This window comes from Kosakonia oryziphila (genome assembly GCF_900094795.1).
GTDB lineage: Bacteria > Pseudomonadota > Gammaproteobacteria > Enterobacterales > Enterobacteriaceae > Kosakonia > Kosakonia oryziphila.
In genome coordinates this window covers 25,681-43,344 of the sequence record NZ_FMBC01000040.1, presented here as the reverse complement: position 1 = coordinate 43,344, position 17,664 = coordinate 25,681, and the positions used below count along the sequence as shown (strand labels likewise).

Genomic DNA, 17,664 nt, shown 5'->3' with positions numbered 1-17,664 from the left:
ATTTATCTCACTTGCACTGGCTGAATGGGCAGAGCAACATGCAGTAAAACTGGAGTTTATCCAGCCGGGTAAGCCGACGCAGAACGCTTTTATTGAGCGCTTTAACCGAACATACCGTACAGAAATACTCGATTTTTATCTGTTCAGAACGCTGAATGAAGTGCGGGAAATCACGGAAAGATGGGTGTCAGAATATAACTGTGAACGCCCTCATGAATCACTGAACAATATGACGCCGGAGGAGTATCGACAGCACCATTATTTGGCCGGGATCTCAAAAAATGCATGGAACTAAAACGGGTCTATTTACAGTGTTGCCCAGGAGGTCATCAATAATCCAGGCAGAAAAAAGAAAGTAAACAGTGCCCACAGACGGTTGCGCAGGGCTATGCGGGAGGCAGTTACGGTCATAACTTCTCTTCGGAAAATGAAAAGGTGAGACAACACTAGCAAGTAAGTGTACATTTGTACATAAATCAGAGAGAGGATCTATGGCACGACGACCAAATGACCCGCAGCGGCGCGAACGTATTCTTGAGGCGACGCTGGACACCATCGCCGAACACGGCATCCAGGCGGTAACCCATCGCAAAATCGCCAGTTGTGCGGATGTCCCGCTCGGCTCAATGACCTACTATTTCTCCGGCATTGACGCGCTGCTTGAGGAGGCATTCAGCCGCTTTACCGGGCAGATGTCGGCGCAGTACGCTGCTTTTTTTGATGGTGTCGACAGCCCGGCGCGGGCCTGCGATGCGGTGACGGATCTGATCTATGGCGTGCAGGTTACTACCGCGCGCAATATGGAACTGATGTACCAGCTTTACGCCTTTATGAGCCGCCAGCCCGTGCTGAAAAGCGTGATGCAAAACTGGATGCGATCCAGCCAGACGACGCTTGAACACTGGTTTGATCCGGTCACGGCGCGTGCGCTGGATGCCTTTATCGAAGGGATGACGCTACACTTTGTGACCGACAGGCAGCCGCTGAGCCGCGAAGCGATCCGCCTAATGATTGGCCGGATCGCCGGGCTCTGAGCGGTATGCGTTATCCTGTAACCGGCAGGCACGGCGGCTGCCATCTTTCCACGGCCATGGATAGATAAGCGAGTCGTTACCATTTGCCAGGCTGACGCAGGTGGAAAACGACATTAGTTGTCGTCCGGTAATAAAGCAAAATAGCGCGATGAAAAACAATTCAGTGGCGATTTCCTTGCAAAATCACAAAATTCTATGCCTGTCTTTTTTTGCCCGCCCATTACTGGGGATTCCTCAGGGGCAGGGAGGATGATTTTATTGCTGTCTCTACGCGAGGGGCAAACCTAATCGGACTCGTCTTTTACGATCTGTCCGTTTTCTTTCATGCGATATATTTTATTATTAGTAGTAAAAGAGAGTCCCATATTCCTACCGAAACGGACAGTAAAAACTTTATCTTTATCTATACAGTTTCTTGGTGATTTCATGTCTTCGAAACAAAGTCTGTCATACTTACCTTTTTCTTTATAACTATCGCCAAAATTCCAAAAGACAACAGTAAAAAAACCATCAGTATCAGGCTTGGGAACTTCATAATTATTTTTGAGTATATCTTTATTTTTTAGCCACCAATTTATTTTCCCCTTATCTGTCAGCGGGAAGCTCCTGACTAAAACATAGCTATGATTACCGTTGTCATGAACCGCAACAACCTCTGCCGGGCGCAGTGATAGCCAAAGCCAGTAACCCAGCAGAACACAGCCAGCCAGGAAAACCAGAATCAAGATTTTTTTATTTTTTACTGTCATTGCGCCCTCCAGTGATTTCTACGGTGGCTTCCATATTGGTCATAAAAGGTTTAAAACCAAACTGATTGTACCTCTGGAGAACAAACCAGATACGAAAGAAATGTAACTGGCTGAATTTTGTTTTCAGTATATCTTCACTATCAAGACCAAAGTGATCCTGTACTTTGTAATGTACCACTGCCCGGTATCGGTCATTTTCAATATGCAGTGATTTAATGGTGATATGCGTTGCCCAGGTATCATGAATGATTATCCCCATACCATTATAATTATCCTGGAATCTGTCAAATTTAGGTAGTCGCCCTTCAAGGATGGCTTTTGGTAGTTCGTTTTTTTGGTTAGTCGGGTAATATTTTTTATCCCAATCTATATAGGTGTCAAACGCCTCTTTTAAAAGAAGCCTGGTACTGTTCTCTGTCGAATTATCTCTGAGAATGTGCTCTTTTAACGCCTGGTTCAGCGACACATCATGGAAGGGTGTACCATTGCCGTTCTGCATGTGGGTGATCATCTTTTCGATCAGGTGGCGGTATGGCCCATAAAGAGAAAACTTACGGGATAATGAGCGGAATTCATCAAACAGCATTGCGGCACACTGCTGCCGGGTAATCTTTTCACCCTGGCCACGCAGATTACAGCAGAACATGGACTGAGGGCGATCCATTGAGGAACGCCGGGTAAGCGTCCAGGGATCAACCCGGTCAGAAATATAGTCCAGCCGGTACTGGGATTTATCCTTATGCTGGTTTTCCTTTGTAGCATACTTAGAACCTTTAGCACCTGTGGTGCATATCTTTGACCGCGTTCATAAAGAATGCTGAGGTATTCACGAACACTGGGGTTTGCCGAAAAGCATTGTACTCTCCTTGCTTCAAGACCAACCTCGGCGCATTCATTTATGAATGTCTGTTTGATATCTTCCGGGAGATAGAAAACTAGTGAAGAGTACCTGGATTGACTTTGTGATGACACAAAAATTTTCCTTTATGTGAACGGCACAAATCGCTGCCGCCATTCTGTCGCCAAAGGCTACGCGTGGGCTATGTAACCAAATGATTTATAGAATTAATAATGGCAGGCAACAAAAAACCCATCAACCTTGAACCAAAATGGCGGGGTTGATGGGCTCCACAAAATGGGGACATCAAAGAAAAGCAGTGGCACTAGTTATGACTGATACCCCAGAAAAAAGTTCTGCGCATAACAGAAATATTTTCAGCTTCGGAGTTATCCGAGCCCCGGCCAGATGATGATAATCAGCGTCCCCGCCAGGGTTAACAACACGTTGGCGATCGCGTAGGTTCCGGCGTAGCCCAGTGCCGGGATATTGCTGCGCGCGGTATCGCTGATGATCTCCATGGCGGGTGCGCAGGTACGTGCGCCCATCATTGCGCCAAAGAGCAGGGCGCGGTTCATTTTCAGCACATATGCGCCGAACAGGAAACAGATCAGCACCGGAACGAGACTTACGATCAACCCGGCGATCAGCATCTGCCCGCCGATGGCGCCCAGGCCATGACCAATGCCGCTACCGGCGCTTAAGCCTACACCGGCCATAAACACCATCAGACCAAATTCTTTCACCATCATCAGCGCACCCTGAGGGATATAGCCGAACGTCGGATGATTCGCACGCAGGAAGCCAAGCATGATACCGGCAAACAGCAGACCGGCGGCGTTCCCAACGCCGAAACTGAACGAGCTAAACTGGAAGGTGATCATGCCGATCATCAGGCCGACAATAAAGAAGGCACAGAAGGCGAGCAGATCGGTAACCTGGCTGTGAATCGAGATAAAGCCGATACGGTCTGCAATGGTTTTCACCCGGCGGGCATCGCCGCTGATTTGCAGCACGTCGCCTTTATTGAGCACGATATTGTCGTCGATCGGCATCTCAATCTGGCTACGGATCACGCGGTTAAGGAAGCAACCGTGATCGGTCAATTTTAACTGCGCGAGACGGCGGCCAACGACATTGTGATTTTTCACCACCACCTCTTCCGTCACGATGCGCATGTCCAGCAGATCGCGATCGAACACCTCTTTACCGTTGCGGAAACTGGGATCGAGGCGTGCGTGCGCGTCCGGGTAACCGACCAGCGAGATCTCATCGCCCATTTGTAGCACCGCGTCACCGTCCGGGCTGGCGAGAATACCGTTGCGGCGAATACGCTCAATATAACAACCGGTCTGGCGATAGATCCCCAGTTCGCGCAGATTTTTGCCGTCTGCCCAGGCCACCAGCTCCGGCCCGACGCGGTAAGCGCGGATCACCGGCAGATAAACTTTGCGATGGGCATCAGTATCGAGGCCGCGTTCGCGCGCGATCTGTTGGGCGCTGGTTTGCAGATCCTGGTGTTGCAGCTTCGGCAAATAACGCGCGGCGAAAATCAGGCTGACCAGACCAATCAGGTAGGTTAACGCGTAGCCAAGGCTGAGGTTATCCAGCGCTTTGGCAAGATGACCGTTCTCCATCGACGTATGGCGCAGCGTATCGCCTGCGCCAACCAGAACGGGGGTTGAGGTCATTGAACCTGCCAGCATCCCGGCGGTGAGGCCAATATCCCAGCCGAACAATTTTCCCAGACCTAAGGCGATTAATAGCGCGCTACCAACTAATACCAGTGCGAGCATCAGATAATTTTTGCCGTCGCGAAAAAAAATCGAAAAAAAGTTGGGGCCAGCTTCAACACCCACACAAAAAATAAACAGCATAAAGCCAAGATTTAATGCATCCGTGTTTATGCTGAAATGTTGCTGGCCTAATAATAACGAAACGACTAAAACGCCAATGGAATTACCGAGTTGTACCGAACCCAGACGTAATTTACCAAGACACAGGCCGAGTGCCAGTACGACAAACAATAACAGTATGTAATTCCCGTTTAACAAATCTGCGACGTTTATATTCACGGAGGCTAACTTCTTGTTTACTTGTAACTTGTTGAAAGAAATGGTTATTTGGGCTAGTGTTTTGCCCGTGTGCTGGCATAAAAAAGCGGCATTGCACCAGACATTCTTCGCAAAACAAAAACAGGGCGATAGTTTAATCGGATTAGATTACAACGGCTAGTGAGAATCGCGTCTTTACGGCCAGGCCATTTCAGATATGGATTACCGTTCCCCTTTATCTGTCCGGACATTCTTTTGAACGAACTGGTGTGGGATAGAGAGTCAGGAGGATTGTTTGAAACTCAGACGACGTCGGCTCGGTGTTATTTGTAGTTTTCTACCCTTTATTGCGGTATGCCTTTCTTTGATCGTTAGCATGGAAGGAGATTTGCCACGTTCGGGTAAACCTGAAACAGGTTTGTTGTTTTTTATATTGCCCGGGATTGCCAGCGGCCTTGTTGCTCGCCGTCGCAGAGTGGTTAATGCGCTGCTGGGGGCGCTACTGGCGCTACCGTTCTGTTATGTTCTGATTCATCTGTTCCTGCTGCCGTCGCGATCGGTCTGGCAAGAGCTGGCTTGGCTGTTCAGCGCAGTGTTCTGGTGTGGGATAGGCGGTCTGGTGTGTCTGTTTGTAAGCAGAATGTTCAGGCACTGAACGCCCCCGGAGATGAGGGCGGTCGTCGGGCCGCTATGCAAACAGGCCGAAATGCTGTTTGGCGTAAGCTTCAAAATCTGTGCAGCCGCCAATGTGTTGCTGGTCGAGGAAAATCTGCGGTACGGTTTCGACCGGCTTACCGACTGTTTTTTCCAGATCGGCTTTCGTGATCCCTTCCGCATGAATATCGACATAGCGATAGTTGAAATCATCACGTTCAGCGGTCAGTTTTTCTGCCAGCTCTTTTGCGCGTACGCAGTACGGGCAGCCTGGGCGGCCAAAAATTACAGCAAACATACTCTCTCCTTAAACCTGAAGGTTAATAGCCGCTATCTTGAACAACCCCTGGCCAGATGGAAAGAAGGTTCTGCCTGTTGCATTAATCTCTGCAACCTTTCAGGACAATTTCGGCTTACTGCAATCCTCCGTCTCTGTCCTATACTCGGGAGTCTTGGTTATACGGGGATTATTGATCATGACACCAACGATTGACTTGCTGTGTGCCCATCGTTCCATTCGCCACTTTACCGATCAACCTGTCACACAGGAACAGCGTGAGGCAATTATCGCCAGCGCGCAGGCGACCTCCAGCTCCAGCTTTTTACAATGCAGCTCGATCATTCGCATAACCGATATGGCGATGCGTGAGCAACTGGTGACATTGACCGGCGGGCAGCAGCATGTCGCTCAGGCGGCTGAGTTCTGGGTGTTCTGCGCGGATTTCCATCGTAACTTTGAGATCAGCCCGGAAGCGAAACCCGGCCTTGCGGAACAACTGCTGCTGGGTGTGGTGGATACAGCGCTGATGGCGCAAAACGCCTTTACGGCGGCGGAATCTCTGGGCCTCGGCGGTGTTTATATCGGCGGTATTCGTAACAATATTGAAGCGGTAGGTGAACTGTTACAGGTACCAAAACATGTGTTGCCGTTGTTTGGCCTGTGTCTTGGCTGGCCGGCGGACGATCCGGGTTTAAAACCGCGTATGCCGGCGTCGCTGCTGGTGCATGAAAACCATTATCAGCCGCTGGATCGCGAGGTACTGACGCAGTATGACGAAGAGATCGCCAACTACTATCTGACGCGTGGCAGCAATACGCGTCGCGATACGTGGAGCGATCATATCCGTCGCACATTGATTAAAGAGAATCGTCCTTTTATTCTCGATTATTTGCATAAACAGGGATGGGCAACACGCTAATTCCCGTTCATCCTGCACTTCTCTACGTGTATGATACGCGGGCTTTAACGGCTCTTATTTAGCGAGGTGCAGGGTGAGAATTGCCATATTGTCCCGGGATGGAACGCTCTATTCATGTAAACGCCTGCGCGAAGCTGCTACGCAGCGCGGCCATCTGGTCGAAATTTTCGATCCTCTCTCCTGCTACATGAATATCAGCCCTGCGGCATCGTCCATTCACTATAAAGGTCGTCAGCTCCCGCATTTTGATGCGGTGATCCCACGCATTGGTTCCGCCATTACCTTTTACGGTACGGCTGCGCTGCGCCAGTTTGAAATTCTGGGCAGCTATCCGCTCAATGAATCCGTTGCCATTACCCGCGCCAGAGATAAACTGCGCTCGCTGCAACTGTTGGCGCGCCAGGGGATCGATTTACCGGTGACCGGCATTGCGCATTCGCCGGATGACACAAGTGATCTGATCGATATGGTCGGCGGCGCGCCGCTGGTGGTAAAGCTGGTGGAAGGCACGCAGGGGATCGGCGTGGTGCTGGCGGAAACCCGGCAGGCGGCAGAAAGCGTGATTGATGCGTTTCGCGGTCTGAATGCACATATCCTGGTGCAAGAGTTTATCGCCGAAGCCAAAGGGTGTGATGTCCGCTGTCTTGTCGTCGGCAATGAAGTGGTTGCGTCCATTGAACGCCGGGCGAAAGAGGGGGATTTTCGCTCTAACCTGCACCGGGGCGGGCAGGCGATCGTCGCTAATATCACGCCGCGCGAACGCGAAATCGCGCTGGCTGCCGCGCATACTCTGGGGCTGGATGTTGCGGGTGTGGATATTCTGCGCGCGAATCGAGGGCCGCTGGTGATGGAAGTAAACGCGTCGCCGGGGTTGGAAGGTATCGAAAAGGCTACCGGTATTGATATCGCCGGGCGAATGATCGAGTGGATTGAGCGTCAGGCAACGCCTGGATTTAGCCTGAAAACAGGCGGCTAGGGCATTTTCCTGCGCTATTAATGGTACCTGGCGTGCTTTTTGCGTAAGCTATGGGCAATTTTTCTGTAAGAGAGCATTACGTTATGGATTCACTCGTCGTTCCTGGTCTGGGCACGCTTCGTCACTGGCTCGACGAACTGGGCATCACTTTTTTTGAGTGCGATAACTGTCAGGCGCTGCACCTGCCGCATATGCAAAATTTTGATGGTGTGTTCGATGCGAAACTCGACCTGGTTAATGACATCATGCTGTTTACGGCAATGGCGGAAGTTAAACCTTCGGCGCTGCTGGCGCTGTCAGCGGATCTCTCTGCCATTAACGCCAGTTCGTTGACCGTAAAAGCGTTTCTCGATATTCAGGATGATAATCTGCCGAAGCTGGTAGTGTGCCAGTCCTTATGCGTTGGGCCGGGTGTGACCTTCGAGCAGTTCGCCTGGTTTATGCGCCAGAGTGAGGAGCAGATTTCCATGGTGATTATGGAAGCCAACGCACATCAGATACTGTTTCTTGCGACAGAAGGGGAAGAAGAGGTCGTCGTGGGTGACGCAACGCGCCATTTTCTCCACTGACTCTTCGCCGCAATTCATGCAGTCGCTGCCAGTGCGGCTGCAAAATAAATATTTTTATTTCGCTTTTAACCTTTCTTTAAAGAACTATTCACCGCAATTCCGGCGGTGAAGGCTTATCCCATAGACATATCCTGCATAAAAAATTGATAAACGGCGTTTTTTAATCTGACCTATAGCCTCAAACCCTGGCTACAGTTATTCTTGCGCTGTTTATACCCGTCATACTTCAAGTTGCATGTGCATTGGCTTTTTTATTCGGCTCATCCCTGAGCCTTACCCCTTCGGGGCCGCTGCTTACAGCGTTCAAATCTGTTCCCGGCAGATTTGTCGCTCACCCCGGTCACGGACTTATGTAAGCTCCCGGGGATTACTGAGAGACATCCTGTCTCTCACCGGAGGCCAACCTTCGGTTGGGCAAATTCGTTCCCGACGAATTTGTCGCTGCGTCGCCGCCTTCCTGCAACTCGAATTATTTAGGGTATACAATAGCATGCGGTGTCTGCCGGAAGCGTTTTCTCCTCCGAGTCTGTGCAGAATGGCAAAATATGCATGATTCTTGCATACCTTAAAACGCGTACATTTGGTTCGTATGTTAACTGGCTTTTCCAGAAGGAATGAGATATGACCGCCTTGAGCAAAAAATGGGTATCAGGTCTTGTCGCGGGTGCGTTGATGGCTGTCTCTGCCAGCACGCTCGCAGCCGAGCAAAAGACGCTGCATGTATACAACTGGTCTGATTATATTGCGCCGGACACCGTCGCAAATTTCGAAAAAGAAACCGGTATTAAAGTCGTTTATGACGTGTTTGATTCCAACGAAGTGCTGGAAGGCAAACTGATGGCGGGCAGCACCGGCTTTGACCTTGTGGTGCCATCGGCAAGTTTCCTTGAACGTCAACTGGCTGCCGGAGTATTCCAGCCGCTGGATAAGAGCAAGCTGCCAAACTGGAAAAACCTCGATCCAGATGTGCTGAAGATGGTCGCTAAGCATGATCCGGACAACAAGTACGCCATGCCGTACCTGTGGGCGACCACCGGTATTGGTTATAACGTCGATAAAGTTAAAGCCGTACTGGGCAAAGACGCGCCGGTGAACAGTTGGGATCTGGTACTGAAGCCGGAAAATCTGGAAAAACTGAAAAGCTGCGGCGTCTCTTTCCTTGATGCGCCGGAAGAAATTTTTGCCACCGTGTTGAACTACCTCGGTAAAGATCCGAACAGCACCAAAGCGGATGATTACACCGGTCCGGCAACGGATTTGCTGCTGAAGCTGCGTCCGAATATCCGCTATTTCCACTCTTCACAATACATCAACGATCTGGCTAACGGCGACATCTGCGTGGCGATTGGCTGGGCAGGGGACGTATGGCAGGCCGCTAACCGCGCGAAAGAAGCGAAAAACGGCGTCAACGTGACCTACACCATTCCGAAGGAAGGCGCGCTGGCGTTCTTTGACGTCTTCGCGATGCCTGCCGATGCAAAAAATAAAGATGAAGCTTACCAGTTCCTTAACTATCTGATGCGCCCGGATGTGATTGCCCATATCAGCGATCACGTGTTCTACGCGAACGGCAACAAAGCCTCTGTTCCACTGATCAGCGCAGAAGTGCGTAACAACCCGGCGATCTTCCCGCCGCCGGATGTCTTCGCCAAGCTGTTTACGCTGAAAGTCCAGGATCCGAAGATTGACCGCGTAAGAACCCGCGCATGGACTAAAGTTAAAAGCGGCAAGTAAATCAATTACCTGATCGGTGATTTGAGTGCACTAATATAGTGCAATTGCCCCAAAGCTGGACAGAGGTACTGCGCCTCTGTTCAGCTATTTGTAAGTCAACCTGTTGAAACAGGATGATGTTTATGCCGGAGAGCACTGGATTGAACGACGCTATTCCCCGCCCGCAGGCGAAGAGCCGCAAGGATCTGACGCCGCTGCTTGAAATCCGCAATCTGACCAAATCGTTTGACGGCCAGCATGCCGTTGATGATGTCAGTCTCACTATCTACAAAGGCGAAATTTTTGCTCTACTCGGTGCGTCCGGCTGCGGCAAATCGACCTTGCTACGTATGCTGGCCGGTTTTGAGCAGCCAACGCAGGGGCAAATTATGCTCGACGGCGTCGATCTGGCGCACGTGCCGCCGTATCTGCGCCCCATCAATATGATGTTTCAGTCTTATGCCCTGTTCCCGCATATGACGGTTGAACAGAACATCGCGTTCGGCCTGAAACAAGACAAGTTGCCAAAAGCGGAAATTGCCAGCCGCGTGGCGGAGATGCTCAATCTGGTACATATGAGCGAGTTCGCCAAACGTAAGCCGCATCAGCTTTCCGGCGGGCAACGTCAGCGTGTGGCGCTGGCGCGCAGCCTGGCGAAACGTCCGAAATTGCTGCTGCTGGATGAACCGATGGGCGCGCTGGATAAAAAACTGCGTGACCGTATGCAACTGGAAGTGGTGGATATCCTCGAGCGCGTTGGCGTGACCTGCGTGATGGTGACGCACGATCAGGAAGAGGCGATGACCATGGCTGGCCGTATCGCCATCATGAATCGCGGTAAATTCGTGCAGATTGGCGAGCCGGAAGAGATTTATGAGCATCCGACCACCCGTTATAGCGCTGAATTTATCGGCTCGGTCAATGTTTTCGAAGGGTTGCTGAAAGAACGTCAGGATGATGGTCTGGTGATCGAGTCTCCGGGGCTGGTGCATCCGCTGAAGGTCGATCCGGATGCTTCGGTGGTGGACAACGTGCCGGTGTACGTGGCGCTGCGGCCGGAAAAAATCATGCTCTGCGACGAGCCGCCAGCTGATGGCTACAACTTTGCCGTCGGCGAAGTGGTGCATATTGCTTACCTTGGCGACCTTTCTATTTATCACGTGCGTGTACAAAGCGGGCAGATGATCAGCGCCCAGTTGCAAAACGCGCATCGCTACCGTAAAGGCGCACCCACCTGGGGCGACGAAGTTCGTCTCTGTTGGGATGCCGATAGTTGTGTGGTTCTGACGGTTTAAGGAGCGGTGATGAGTACACTGGAGCCGCCGGCCCGCGTTGAAAAAGCGGGCGGTTTAACACTGTGGTTGGCGAGTATGCAGATGCGCCACGGGCGCAAGCTGGTGATTGCACTGCCCTATATCTGGCTTATTTTGCTGTTTCTGCTGCCGTTTTTGATTGTCTTCAAAATCAGCCTTGCGGAAATGGCGCGCCAGATCCCGCCGTATACCGATCTGATTGAGTGGGCCGACAGCCATCTTACGGTCACGCTGAATATCGGCAACTTCCTGCAACTGACCGACGATCCGCTCTATATCGAGGCGTATCTGCAATCGCTGGAAGTGGCGGCGATCTCCACGCTGTGCTGTCTGCTGCTTGGCTATCCGCTGGCCTGGGCGGTGGCGCACAGTAAGCCATCAACGCGCAATATACTACTGTTGCTGGTGATCCTGCCGTCGTGGACGTCGTTCCTGATCCGCGTGTATGCGTGGATGGGCATTTTGAAGAGCAATGGCGTGCTAAATAACGTTCTGATGTGGCTGGGCGTTATCGATCAGCCGCTGAATATTCTGCACACCAACCTGGCGGTCTATATTGGCATCGTTTACGCCTACCTGCCGTTTATGGTGCTGCCGATTTATACCGCGTTGACGCGTATCGACTATTCGCTGGTGGAAGCTTCGCTGGATCTCGGCGCGCGGCCGCTGAAAACTTTCTTCAGCGTGATTGTGCCGCTGACCAGGGGCGGGATTATCGCCGGGTCGATGCTGGTGTTTATTCCGGCGGTAGGTGAGTTTGTGATCCCGGAACTGCTTGGCGGCCCGGACAGTATCATGATTGGGCGCGTGCTGTGGCAGGAGTTCTTTAATAACCGCGACTGGCCGGTGGCCTCTGCGGTAGCGGTGATCATGCTGTTGTTATTGATTGTACCGATCATGTGGTTCCACAAACATCAGCAGAAACAGGCGGGGGATCACGCATGAACAACTTACCGGTAGTGCGATCGCCGTGGCGCATCCTGATCCTGGTGCTTGGATTCTCATTCCTGTATGCGCCGATGCTGATGCTGGTTATCTACTCGTTCAACAGTTCAAAGCTGGTAACGGTATGGGCGGGCTGGTCAACGCGCTGGTACGGTGAACTGTTCCACGATGATGCGATGATGAGCGCGGTGGGCTTAAGCCTGACCATTGCCGCCTGTGCCGCAACGATGGCGGCGATCCTCGGCACCATAGCCGCTGTTGTGATGGTGCGCTTTGGCCGTTTCCGTGGCTCCAACGGTTTCGCTTTTATGATCACCGCGCCGCTGGTAATGCCGGATGTGATTACCGGTCTGTCGCTGCTGCTGCTGTTTGTGGCGCTCGGGCATGCGATTGGCTGGCCTTCGGATCGCGGGATGTTAACCATCTGGCTGGCGCACGTCACGTTTTGTACTGCTTATGTGGCGGTGGTGATCTCCTCACGCCTGCGTGAACTCGATCGCTCAATTGAAGAGGCGGCGATGGACCTGGGCGCCACGCCGCTGAAAGTCTTCTTTGTCATTACGCTGCCGATGATCATGCCCGCGGTGATTTCCGGCTGGCTACTGGCCTTTACGCTGTCGCTGGATGATCTGGTGATTGCCAGCTTTGTCTCCGGGCCGGGCGCGACGACACTGCCAATGCTGGTCTTCTCCAGCGTACGTATGGGGGTAAACCCGGAAATCAACGCGCTGGCGACGCTGATCCTTGGCGTGGTCGGGATTGTTGGTTTAATCGCCTGGTATCTGATGGCGCGCACGGAAAAGCAGCGGATTCGTGATATCCAGCGTGCAAGACAAGATTATTCTCATTAAAATCGGGAAATTGTGTCGCTGATGCCGCGCTTGTCGCGGCATTTTTTCACAAGGAAATCACAGGATTGGGCTTCTTTAAGAAAACCACCCATCACGCGAAACTGAATGCACCCGCGATGGTGCAGGTGGCGGCTATTGCCATCATCACCATTCGCTGTGTCGATGTGCTGATGGTGCTCAATGTACTGGGCGGGCGCGGTATTATCGATTTTGTCCAGCGCAGCGCACAGACCTGGGCGCTGACGCTGATTTTTCTCGGCAGTCTGTTGCTGGTATTTATCGAGATCCTCTGCGCGTTTTCGGTGGTGAAAGGACGCAACTGGGCGCGCTGGCTCTATCTCCTGACGCAGCTTACTGCCACTGGCTATTTGTGGGCCGCCTCGCTCGGTTATGGTTATCCGGAGCTGTTCAGTATTGCCGGTGGGTCGCGCCGGGAGATTTTCCGTTCGCTGATGCTGCAAAAACTGCCCGATATGCTGGTGCTGTTCCTGCTGTTTATCCCCACGCCCAGCCGACGCTTTTTCCGCCTGCAATAACGGTGGTACAATCCCGGCCCCGCAAAACGAAAGGCTTTATTATGCAGTGCGCTCTCTACGACGCTGGTCGCTGTCGCTCTTGTCAGTGGATCGAACAACCGCTTGCCACCCAGCTTACCGCTAAAATGGATGACCTCCATCACCTGCTGGCGGGGTTGCCGGTAACAGAGTGGCGCACGCCGGTGAGCGGCCCGGAACAGGGGTTTCGCAATAAAGCCAAAATGGTGGTCAGCGGCAGCGTAGAGAAACCGTTGCTCGGTATGCTGCATCGCGACGGCACGCCGGAGGATCTCACAGATTGCCCGCTCTATCCCGACGCTTTTGTCCCGGTTTTTGCTGTGCTTAAACCCTTTATTGCTCGCGCGGGGTTAACGCCTTACAACGTGGCGCGTAAGCGCGGCGAACTGAAATACCTGCTGCTGACCGAAAGCCAGCAGGATGGCAGCATGATGCTGCGTTTTGTACTGCGTTCTGAAACTAAGTTGGCGCAACTGCGCGCTGCGCTGCCGTGGTTGCAGGCGCAATTACCGCAGCTAAAGGTCATTTCGGTAAATATCCAGCCAGTACATATGGCAATCATGGAAGGGGAGACGGAAATTTTCCTCACCGAACAGCAGGCGCTGGCGGAAAATTTCAATGGTGTGCCGTTGTGGATCCGCCCGCAAAGCTTCTTCCAGACCAACCCGGTCGTCGCCAGCGCGCTGTACGCCACTGCCCGTGACTGGGTGCGCGCTTTACCGGTTGCACATATGTGGGATCTGTTCTGCGGCGTCGGTGGTTTTGGTCTGCACTGCGCTACACCTGAAATGCGGTTGACCGGCATCGAGATCGCCCCGGAAGCGATCGCCTGCGCAACGCAGTCGGCGCAGGTGCTGGGGCTGCACAATCTGCATTTTCAGGCGCTCGATTCCACGCAGTTCGCTACTGCGCAACAAGATGTGCCGGATCTGGTGCTGGTTAACCCACCGCGACGCGGCATCGGGGCGGAATTATGTGATTACTTAAGCCGTATGGCGCCGCCTTTTATCGTCTATTCAAGCTGTAATGCACAATCGATGGCGAGAGACATTCGCCAGCTTCCGGGCTACCGCATCGAACGCGTGCAACTGTTTGATATGTTTCCGCATACCGCGCATTACGAGGTATTGACGCTGTTGGTTAAGCAGTAAAAAGCCGCGTAAGCGGCTTCGGACTTTGATCTCATAAGGCCAGTATAAAAAATGGGCTGACCGCCATGTTAAGAGACTCCGCTCCCAGGCAATATCCGTTTGAAATAGTCACCCTTGCGGTAACGCCATGATTTATAGGAAATTACCGGCGGCTGTGCGAAGGACATAATGGCAACCGCAAAGATCATCGCCAACCCCCATGCAACTGCTCTATCAGGTGAGCTGAAGACGATAAGTAGCAGTAGGATAAAGGCACACACAGCCACCACTCCCGCCAGGGTAACAAATCGCCTGGCGAGGTGATTTATGGTCTCTCCAGGCGTTCCTCCATATTTTTCAATATTGCTTTTTATCTTCTGCAATTCGGGCTGCGTAAACCCTGAACGGCGGCGCTTACGGAGCGTGACGACACCGGTATCTGCCAGACATTCATCAATCAGTTCGGGAGAGAACAGATCTGCGAGTGCCGCGAATTCATGCGGGGTAAATTTGTGGACGGTGTCGAGCGCCTGGCTAAGTAACATAAAAAAATCCGTAATCCCTGTGAGATTACGGATTCTTACACAGCCGCTGGGTCGTTCAACCGATCCTTAGCTGATCGGCATTAGAGATAAGGCGGGGTTTATGGGGTTGTGCGCTCATGGTGTGCTGTCCTCAGTCCGCCTGAATCAGGAATAACACATTCGTGTCTAAATTAACTTCGGGTTACCCGAAGTACTGATTAGAAGTCCGTTGATCGGGTAAGTGCAACGCTACCGGGCAAGGCAGAACTTACTGTGGGAACCACTGGTTGCTGATTTTCTGGTACGTACCGTCAGCTTTGATCGCTTTCAGGGCAGTATTCAGTTTTTCGAGCAGTGCCTTGTTTTCCGGGCGAACAGCAATGCCGAGACCGGTGCCGAAATATTGCGGATCGGTCACTTTCGGTGTTGCAACGCCAAGCTGCGGGTTAGTTTTCAGCCACTCATTAACCACGGCGGTATCACCAAACACACCGTCGATACGGCCATTTTTCAGGTCGATAATCGCGTTCTGGTAGCTGTCATAAGCCACGGTTTTTACTTCCGGGTGCTTATCCTGCAAATATTTCTGATGTGTGGTGCCGTTTTCCATACCGATGCGTTTTCCTTTCAAATCGTCGAACGATTTAAACGCGTCTTTTTTTGCAATCACCACGGCGGAGTTTGCGTAGTACGGATCGGTGAAAGAGACCTGTTTGGCGCGCTCTGGCGTGATATCCATACCGGAGATCACCGCATCATATTTTCTGAATTTCAGTGATGGGATCAGGCTGTCAAACGCGTGGTTGGTGAAGGTGCAGTCTGCCTGCATCTGTTTGCACAGCGCATTTGCCAGGTCGATATCAAAACCGACGATTTTATTGTTGGCGTCCAGCGATTCAAACGGCGGGTAGGTGGCGGAAACGCCGAAATTGATTTTATCAGCAGCAGAGGCGCTCGCAGCGAAAGTCGCGATCAGGGCGGCGGCCAGCATCAGTTTTTTCATTTTCGAACTCCTGTCGATCAATCTTCTTGTTGTTGCCGTGTCTTCAGCATGGCGTCCACGATGCCACTAATTGAATTTGTATGCAATAAAAATGCTTAAATATATTTTCGATGGTATAAAAAAGGCGAGAAATGAAAGCATTATCTCGCCGTTGATTATTATTTATGCAATTAGTTGCGGCGTTCGAAAGCCAACGCTTTGCGCTCAATCAGACGCATCATGAGTGTTAACAGACCGTTCACCACCAGATAAATCAAGCCGGCAGCGCCAAACACCATTACGTCATAGGTGCGGCCGTACAGTAACTGGCCGTGTCCCATCACCTCCATCAGCGTGATGGTGTAAGCAAGCGATGTACTTTTAAACACCAACACCACTTCATTGGAATAGGACGAAAGGGCGCGTTTAAAGGCGTAAGGCAGCAGGATCGCCAGTGTGTCTTTCTTGCTCATTCCCAGCGCGCTACAGGATTGCCATTGACCCTGTGGAATCGCGCGGATCGCACCATAAAATAGCTGTGTGGTGTATGCCGCACTGTTCAGCGACAGCGCCAGCAGCGCGCACAGCCACGGCTGCGACAGCAGATGCCAGATAAATGGATAGTTCTGCAACGACGGAAACTGACCGGGGCCGTAGTAAATCAGGAAGATCTGTACCAGCAGCGGCGTACCGGTAAACAGCGTGATATAACCACGTACGATGTGCGTCAACACCGGCGTTTTCAGCGTCAGTACGACGGTAAACAGCAGTGACAAAATCAGCGCCACAATCAGTGACGCGATGGTTAGCGTCAGGCTGGTATGCAGACCTTTAAACAGCTCTGGTAAATAGGCAAGCATTATCCCGGCCTCCGTTCAAAGCGCGTCGCACGCAGGTCAATGCGCTTGAGGATCCACTGGCTGAGCAGGGTGATCACCAGGTAAATCGCTGCCGCCACAATGTACCAGGTGAAGGGCTCCTGGGTACGGGTAGCAATGCTTTTGGTTTGCAGCATCAGATCGTTAACGCTTATCAGCGATACCAGTGCGGTATCTTTCAACAGCACCAGCCACTGGTTACCCAGACCCGGTAGCGCATGACGCCACATTTGCGGCATCACCAGACGGAAGAAGATCGCCCCTTTCGACAGACCGAGCGCCTGGCCGGATTCGCGCTGACCGTCCGGCACCGCTTTTAACGCACCGCGCAGGGTTTGCGAAGCGTAAGCAGAGTAGAGCAGGGAGAGGGCGATCACGCCACACAGGAACGGGCTGACATCGAAGTTTTCAATCTGTACCTGCACCGGGATCTGCACCACGCCCAGATTGATGGTGAAACCATCAGAGAGCGTCAGCAGCAGTTGCGAAGCGCCGAAATAGATAAACAGCACCACGAGGATTTCCGGCAGACCGCGCAACAGCGTGACCAGAGCGGTACCGATCCATGCAATGGGACGCCACTTAACGGACTCCCACACGGCAAAGATCATCGCCAGCACCAGGCCGATGAGCAGCGCACAAACGGCAAGGCCGACGGTCATCCCGGCGGCGCTTGCTAATGGAAACATTTCGTTCATTAA

General features: G+C 52.1%; 20 protein-coding genes and 1 pseudogene. 12 read left to right on the top strand and 9 right to left on the bottom strand.

Annotation, left to right across the window (positions count from 1 at the left end; all coding sequences use genetic code 11):
- Nucleotides 1-295: integrase core domain-containing protein (locus GA0061070_RS17845; protein WP_139109788.1), on the top strand; the 295-nt coding region annotated here is incomplete at its 5' end.
- A gap of 17 nt (nt 296-312) precedes the next feature.
- On the opposite strand, the pseudogene GA0061070_RS25585 reads toward GA0061070_RS17845, so the two are convergent.
- Nucleotides 313-411, bottom strand: a pseudogene (locus GA0061070_RS25585) (hypothetical protein); the annotation flags it as partial.
- Between the two features lie 80 nt (nt 412-491).
- Here GA0061070_RS25585 and GA0061070_RS17840 point away from each other — a divergent pair.
- The gene (locus GA0061070_RS17840) at nt 492-1,034 is read left to right on the top strand and encodes a TetR/AcrR family transcriptional regulator (RefSeq protein WP_090137360.1); all 543 of its coding nucleotides are present in this window, start codon (nt 492-494) and stop codon (nt 1,032-1,034) included.
- Between the two features lie 284 nt (nt 1,035-1,318).
- On the opposite strand, the gene GA0061070_RS17835 is transcribed toward GA0061070_RS17840, so the two are convergent.
- From GA0061070_RS17835 to GA0061070_RS17825, 3 genes are all read right to left on the bottom strand, one after another.
- A complete protein-coding gene (locus GA0061070_RS17835) occupies nt 1,319-1,783 on the bottom strand; it encodes a DUF943 family protein (protein ID WP_090137359.1) in 465 nt (154 codons plus the stop codon).
- Nucleotides 1,767-2,576 carry a YPO3983 family protein gene (locus tag GA0061070_RS17830; RefSeq protein WP_425256063.1) on the bottom strand — a complete coding sequence of 270 codons (810 nt, stop codon included), beginning with the start codon at nt 2,574-2,576 and terminating at the stop codon, nt 1,767-1,769. The genes GA0061070_RS17835 and GA0061070_RS17830 overlap by 17 nt, the downstream gene beginning before the upstream one ends.
- A 434-nt stretch (nt 2,577-3,010) precedes the next feature.
- Nucleotides 3,011-4,696, bottom strand: a complete 1,686-nt coding sequence (locus GA0061070_RS17825; protein ID WP_090137357.1) for an aspartate:alanine antiporter — start codon at nt 4,694-4,696, stop codon at nt 3,011-3,013.
- 274 nt (nt 4,697-4,970) lie between these two features.
- Between GA0061070_RS17825 and ybjM the strand changes: the two genes are divergently transcribed.
- A complete protein-coding gene (gene ybjM / locus GA0061070_RS17820; RefSeq protein ID WP_090137356.1) occupies nt 4,971-5,330 on the top strand; it encodes an inner membrane protein YbjM in 360 nt (119 codons plus the stop codon).
- 33 nt (nt 5,331-5,363) lie between these two features.
- Here the strand turns inward: ybjM and GA0061070_RS17815 are convergent, their stop codons facing one another.
- Entirely contained in the window at nt 5,364-5,627 is a 264-nt protein-coding gene (locus GA0061070_RS17815; RefSeq protein ID WP_007374085.1) for a GrxA family glutaredoxin, read from the bottom strand.
- 178 nt (nt 5,628-5,805) lie between these two features.
- Here GA0061070_RS17815 and nfsA point away from each other — a divergent pair, with 178 nt between their 5' ends.
- From nfsA to rlmC, 9 genes are all read left to right on the top strand, one after another.
- Nucleotides 5,806-6,528, top strand: a complete 723-nt coding sequence (gene nfsA, locus GA0061070_RS17810) for an oxygen-insensitive NADPH nitroreductase (protein WP_090137355.1) — start codon at nt 5,806-5,808, stop codon at nt 6,526-6,528.
- 73 nt (nt 6,529-6,601) lie between these two features.
- Nucleotides 6,602-7,504 carry a 30S ribosomal protein S6--L-glutamate ligase gene (gene rimK / locus GA0061070_RS17805; protein ID WP_090137354.1) on the top strand — a complete coding sequence of 301 codons (903 nt, stop codon included), beginning with the start codon at nt 6,602-6,604 and terminating at the stop codon, nt 7,502-7,504.
- A gap of 83 nt (nt 7,505-7,587) precedes the next feature.
- A complete protein-coding gene (locus GA0061070_RS17800; RefSeq protein WP_090137353.1) occupies nt 7,588-8,073 on the top strand; it encodes a type III secretion system chaperone family protein in 486 nt (161 codons plus the stop codon).
- 621 nt (nt 8,074-8,694) lie between these two features.
- Entirely contained in the window at nt 8,695-9,807 is a 1,113-nt protein-coding gene (gene potF / locus GA0061070_RS17795) for a spermidine/putrescine ABC transporter substrate-binding protein PotF (RefSeq protein ID WP_090137352.1), read from the top strand.
- Nucleotides 9,808-9,947: 140 nt separating this feature from the next.
- Nucleotides 9,948-11,081, top strand: a complete 1,134-nt coding sequence (gene potG, locus GA0061070_RS17790; RefSeq protein ID WP_156525221.1) for a putrescine ABC transporter ATP-binding subunit PotG — start codon at nt 9,948-9,950, stop codon at nt 11,079-11,081.
- 9 nt (nt 11,082-11,090) lie between these two features.
- Nucleotides 11,091-12,044: a putrescine ABC transporter permease PotH gene (potH, locus tag GA0061070_RS17785; RefSeq protein ID WP_090137350.1), complete on the top strand. Its 954-nt coding sequence runs from the start codon at nt 11,091-11,093 to the stop codon at nt 12,042-12,044.
- The gene (potI, locus tag GA0061070_RS17780; RefSeq protein ID WP_090137349.1) at nt 12,041-12,895 is read left to right on the top strand and encodes a putrescine ABC transporter permease PotI; all 855 of its coding nucleotides are present in this window, start codon (nt 12,041-12,043) and stop codon (nt 12,893-12,895) included. Before potH ends, potI begins: the two co-directional genes overlap by 4 nt.
- A 116-nt stretch (nt 12,896-13,011) precedes the next feature.
- Nucleotides 13,012-13,431, top strand: coding sequence for a YbjO family protein (locus GA0061070_RS17775; protein ID WP_090137363.1), 420 nt, complete (start codon nt 13,012-13,014; stop codon nt 13,429-13,431).
- Between the two features lie 41 nt (nt 13,432-13,472).
- The gene (gene rlmC, locus GA0061070_RS17770) at nt 13,473-14,600 is read left to right on the top strand and encodes a 23S rRNA (uracil(747)-C(5))-methyltransferase RlmC (RefSeq protein WP_090137348.1); all 1,128 of its coding nucleotides are present in this window, start codon (nt 13,473-13,475) and stop codon (nt 14,598-14,600) included.
- Between the two features lie 68 nt (nt 14,601-14,668).
- Here the strand turns inward: rlmC and GA0061070_RS26025 are convergent, their stop codons facing one another.
- The 4 genes from GA0061070_RS26025 to artQ form a co-directional block, all read right to left on the bottom strand.
- Nucleotides 14,669-15,124, bottom strand: coding sequence for a transposase domain-containing protein (locus GA0061070_RS26025; RefSeq protein WP_425256062.1), 456 nt, complete (start codon nt 15,122-15,124; stop codon nt 14,669-14,671).
- A 247-nt stretch (nt 15,125-15,371) separates the two neighbouring features.
- Nucleotides 15,372-16,106, bottom strand: a complete 735-nt coding sequence (artJ, locus tag GA0061070_RS17760; protein ID WP_007374097.1) for an arginine ABC transporter substrate-binding protein ArtJ — start codon at nt 16,104-16,106, stop codon at nt 15,372-15,374.
- A 170-nt stretch (nt 16,107-16,276) separates the two neighbouring features.
- A complete protein-coding gene (gene artM / locus GA0061070_RS17755) occupies nt 16,277-16,945 on the bottom strand; it encodes an arginine ABC transporter permease ArtM (protein WP_090137347.1) in 669 nt (222 codons plus the stop codon).
- Complete coding sequence (gene artQ / locus GA0061070_RS17750; RefSeq protein WP_090137346.1) at nt 16,945-17,661, bottom strand: arginine ABC transporter permease ArtQ; 717 nt, start codon at nt 17,659-17,661, stop codon at nt 16,945-16,947. Before artQ ends, artM begins: the two co-directional genes overlap by 1 nt.
- Between the last annotated feature and the right edge of the window lie 3 nt (nt 17,662-17,664).

Coding starts and splice junctions, on each gene's coding strand:
- GA0061070_RS17815 (WP_007374085.1), bottom strand. CDS start 5,627: ATGTTTGCTGTAATTTTTGGCCGCCCAGGCTGCCCGTACTGCGTACGC.
- GA0061070_RS17840 (WP_090137360.1), top strand. CDS start 492: ATGGCACGACGACCAAATGACCCGCAGCGGCGCGAACGTATTCTTGAG.
- GA0061070_RS26025 (WP_425256062.1), bottom strand. CDS start 15,124: ATGTTACTTAGCCAGGCGCTCGACACCGTCCACAAATTTACCCCGCAT.
- GA0061070_RS17800 (WP_090137353.1), top strand. CDS start 7,588: ATGGATTCACTCGTCGTTCCTGGTCTGGGCACGCTTCGTCACTGGCTC.
- artQ (WP_090137346.1), bottom strand. CDS start 17,661: ATGAACGAAATGTTTCCATTAGCAAGCGCCGCCGGGATGACCGTCGGC.
- potF (WP_090137352.1), top strand. CDS start 8,695: ATGACCGCCTTGAGCAAAAAATGGGTATCAGGTCTTGTCGCGGGTGCG.
- rlmC (WP_090137348.1), top strand. CDS start 13,473: ATGCAGTGCGCTCTCTACGACGCTGGTCGCTGTCGCTCTTGTCAGTGG.
- artM (WP_090137347.1), bottom strand. CDS start 16,945: ATGCTTGCCTATTTACCAGAGCTGTTTAAAGGTCTGCATACCAGCCTG.
- potH (WP_090137350.1), top strand. CDS start 11,091: ATGAGTACACTGGAGCCGCCGGCCCGCGTTGAAAAAGCGGGCGGTTTA.
- GA0061070_RS17835 (WP_090137359.1), bottom strand. CDS start 1,783: ATGACAGTAAAAAATAAAAAAATCTTGATTCTGGTTTTCCTGGCTGGC.
- artJ (WP_007374097.1), bottom strand. CDS start 16,106: ATGAAAAAACTGATGCTGGCCGCCGCCCTGATCGCGACTTTCGCTGCG.
- potI (WP_090137349.1), top strand. CDS start 12,041: ATGAACAACTTACCGGTAGTGCGATCGCCGTGGCGCATCCTGATCCTG.
- GA0061070_RS17775 (WP_090137363.1), top strand. CDS start 13,012: ATGGTGCAGGTGGCGGCTATTGCCATCATCACCATTCGCTGTGTCGAT.
- nfsA (WP_090137355.1), top strand. CDS start 5,806: ATGACACCAACGATTGACTTGCTGTGTGCCCATCGTTCCATTCGCCAC.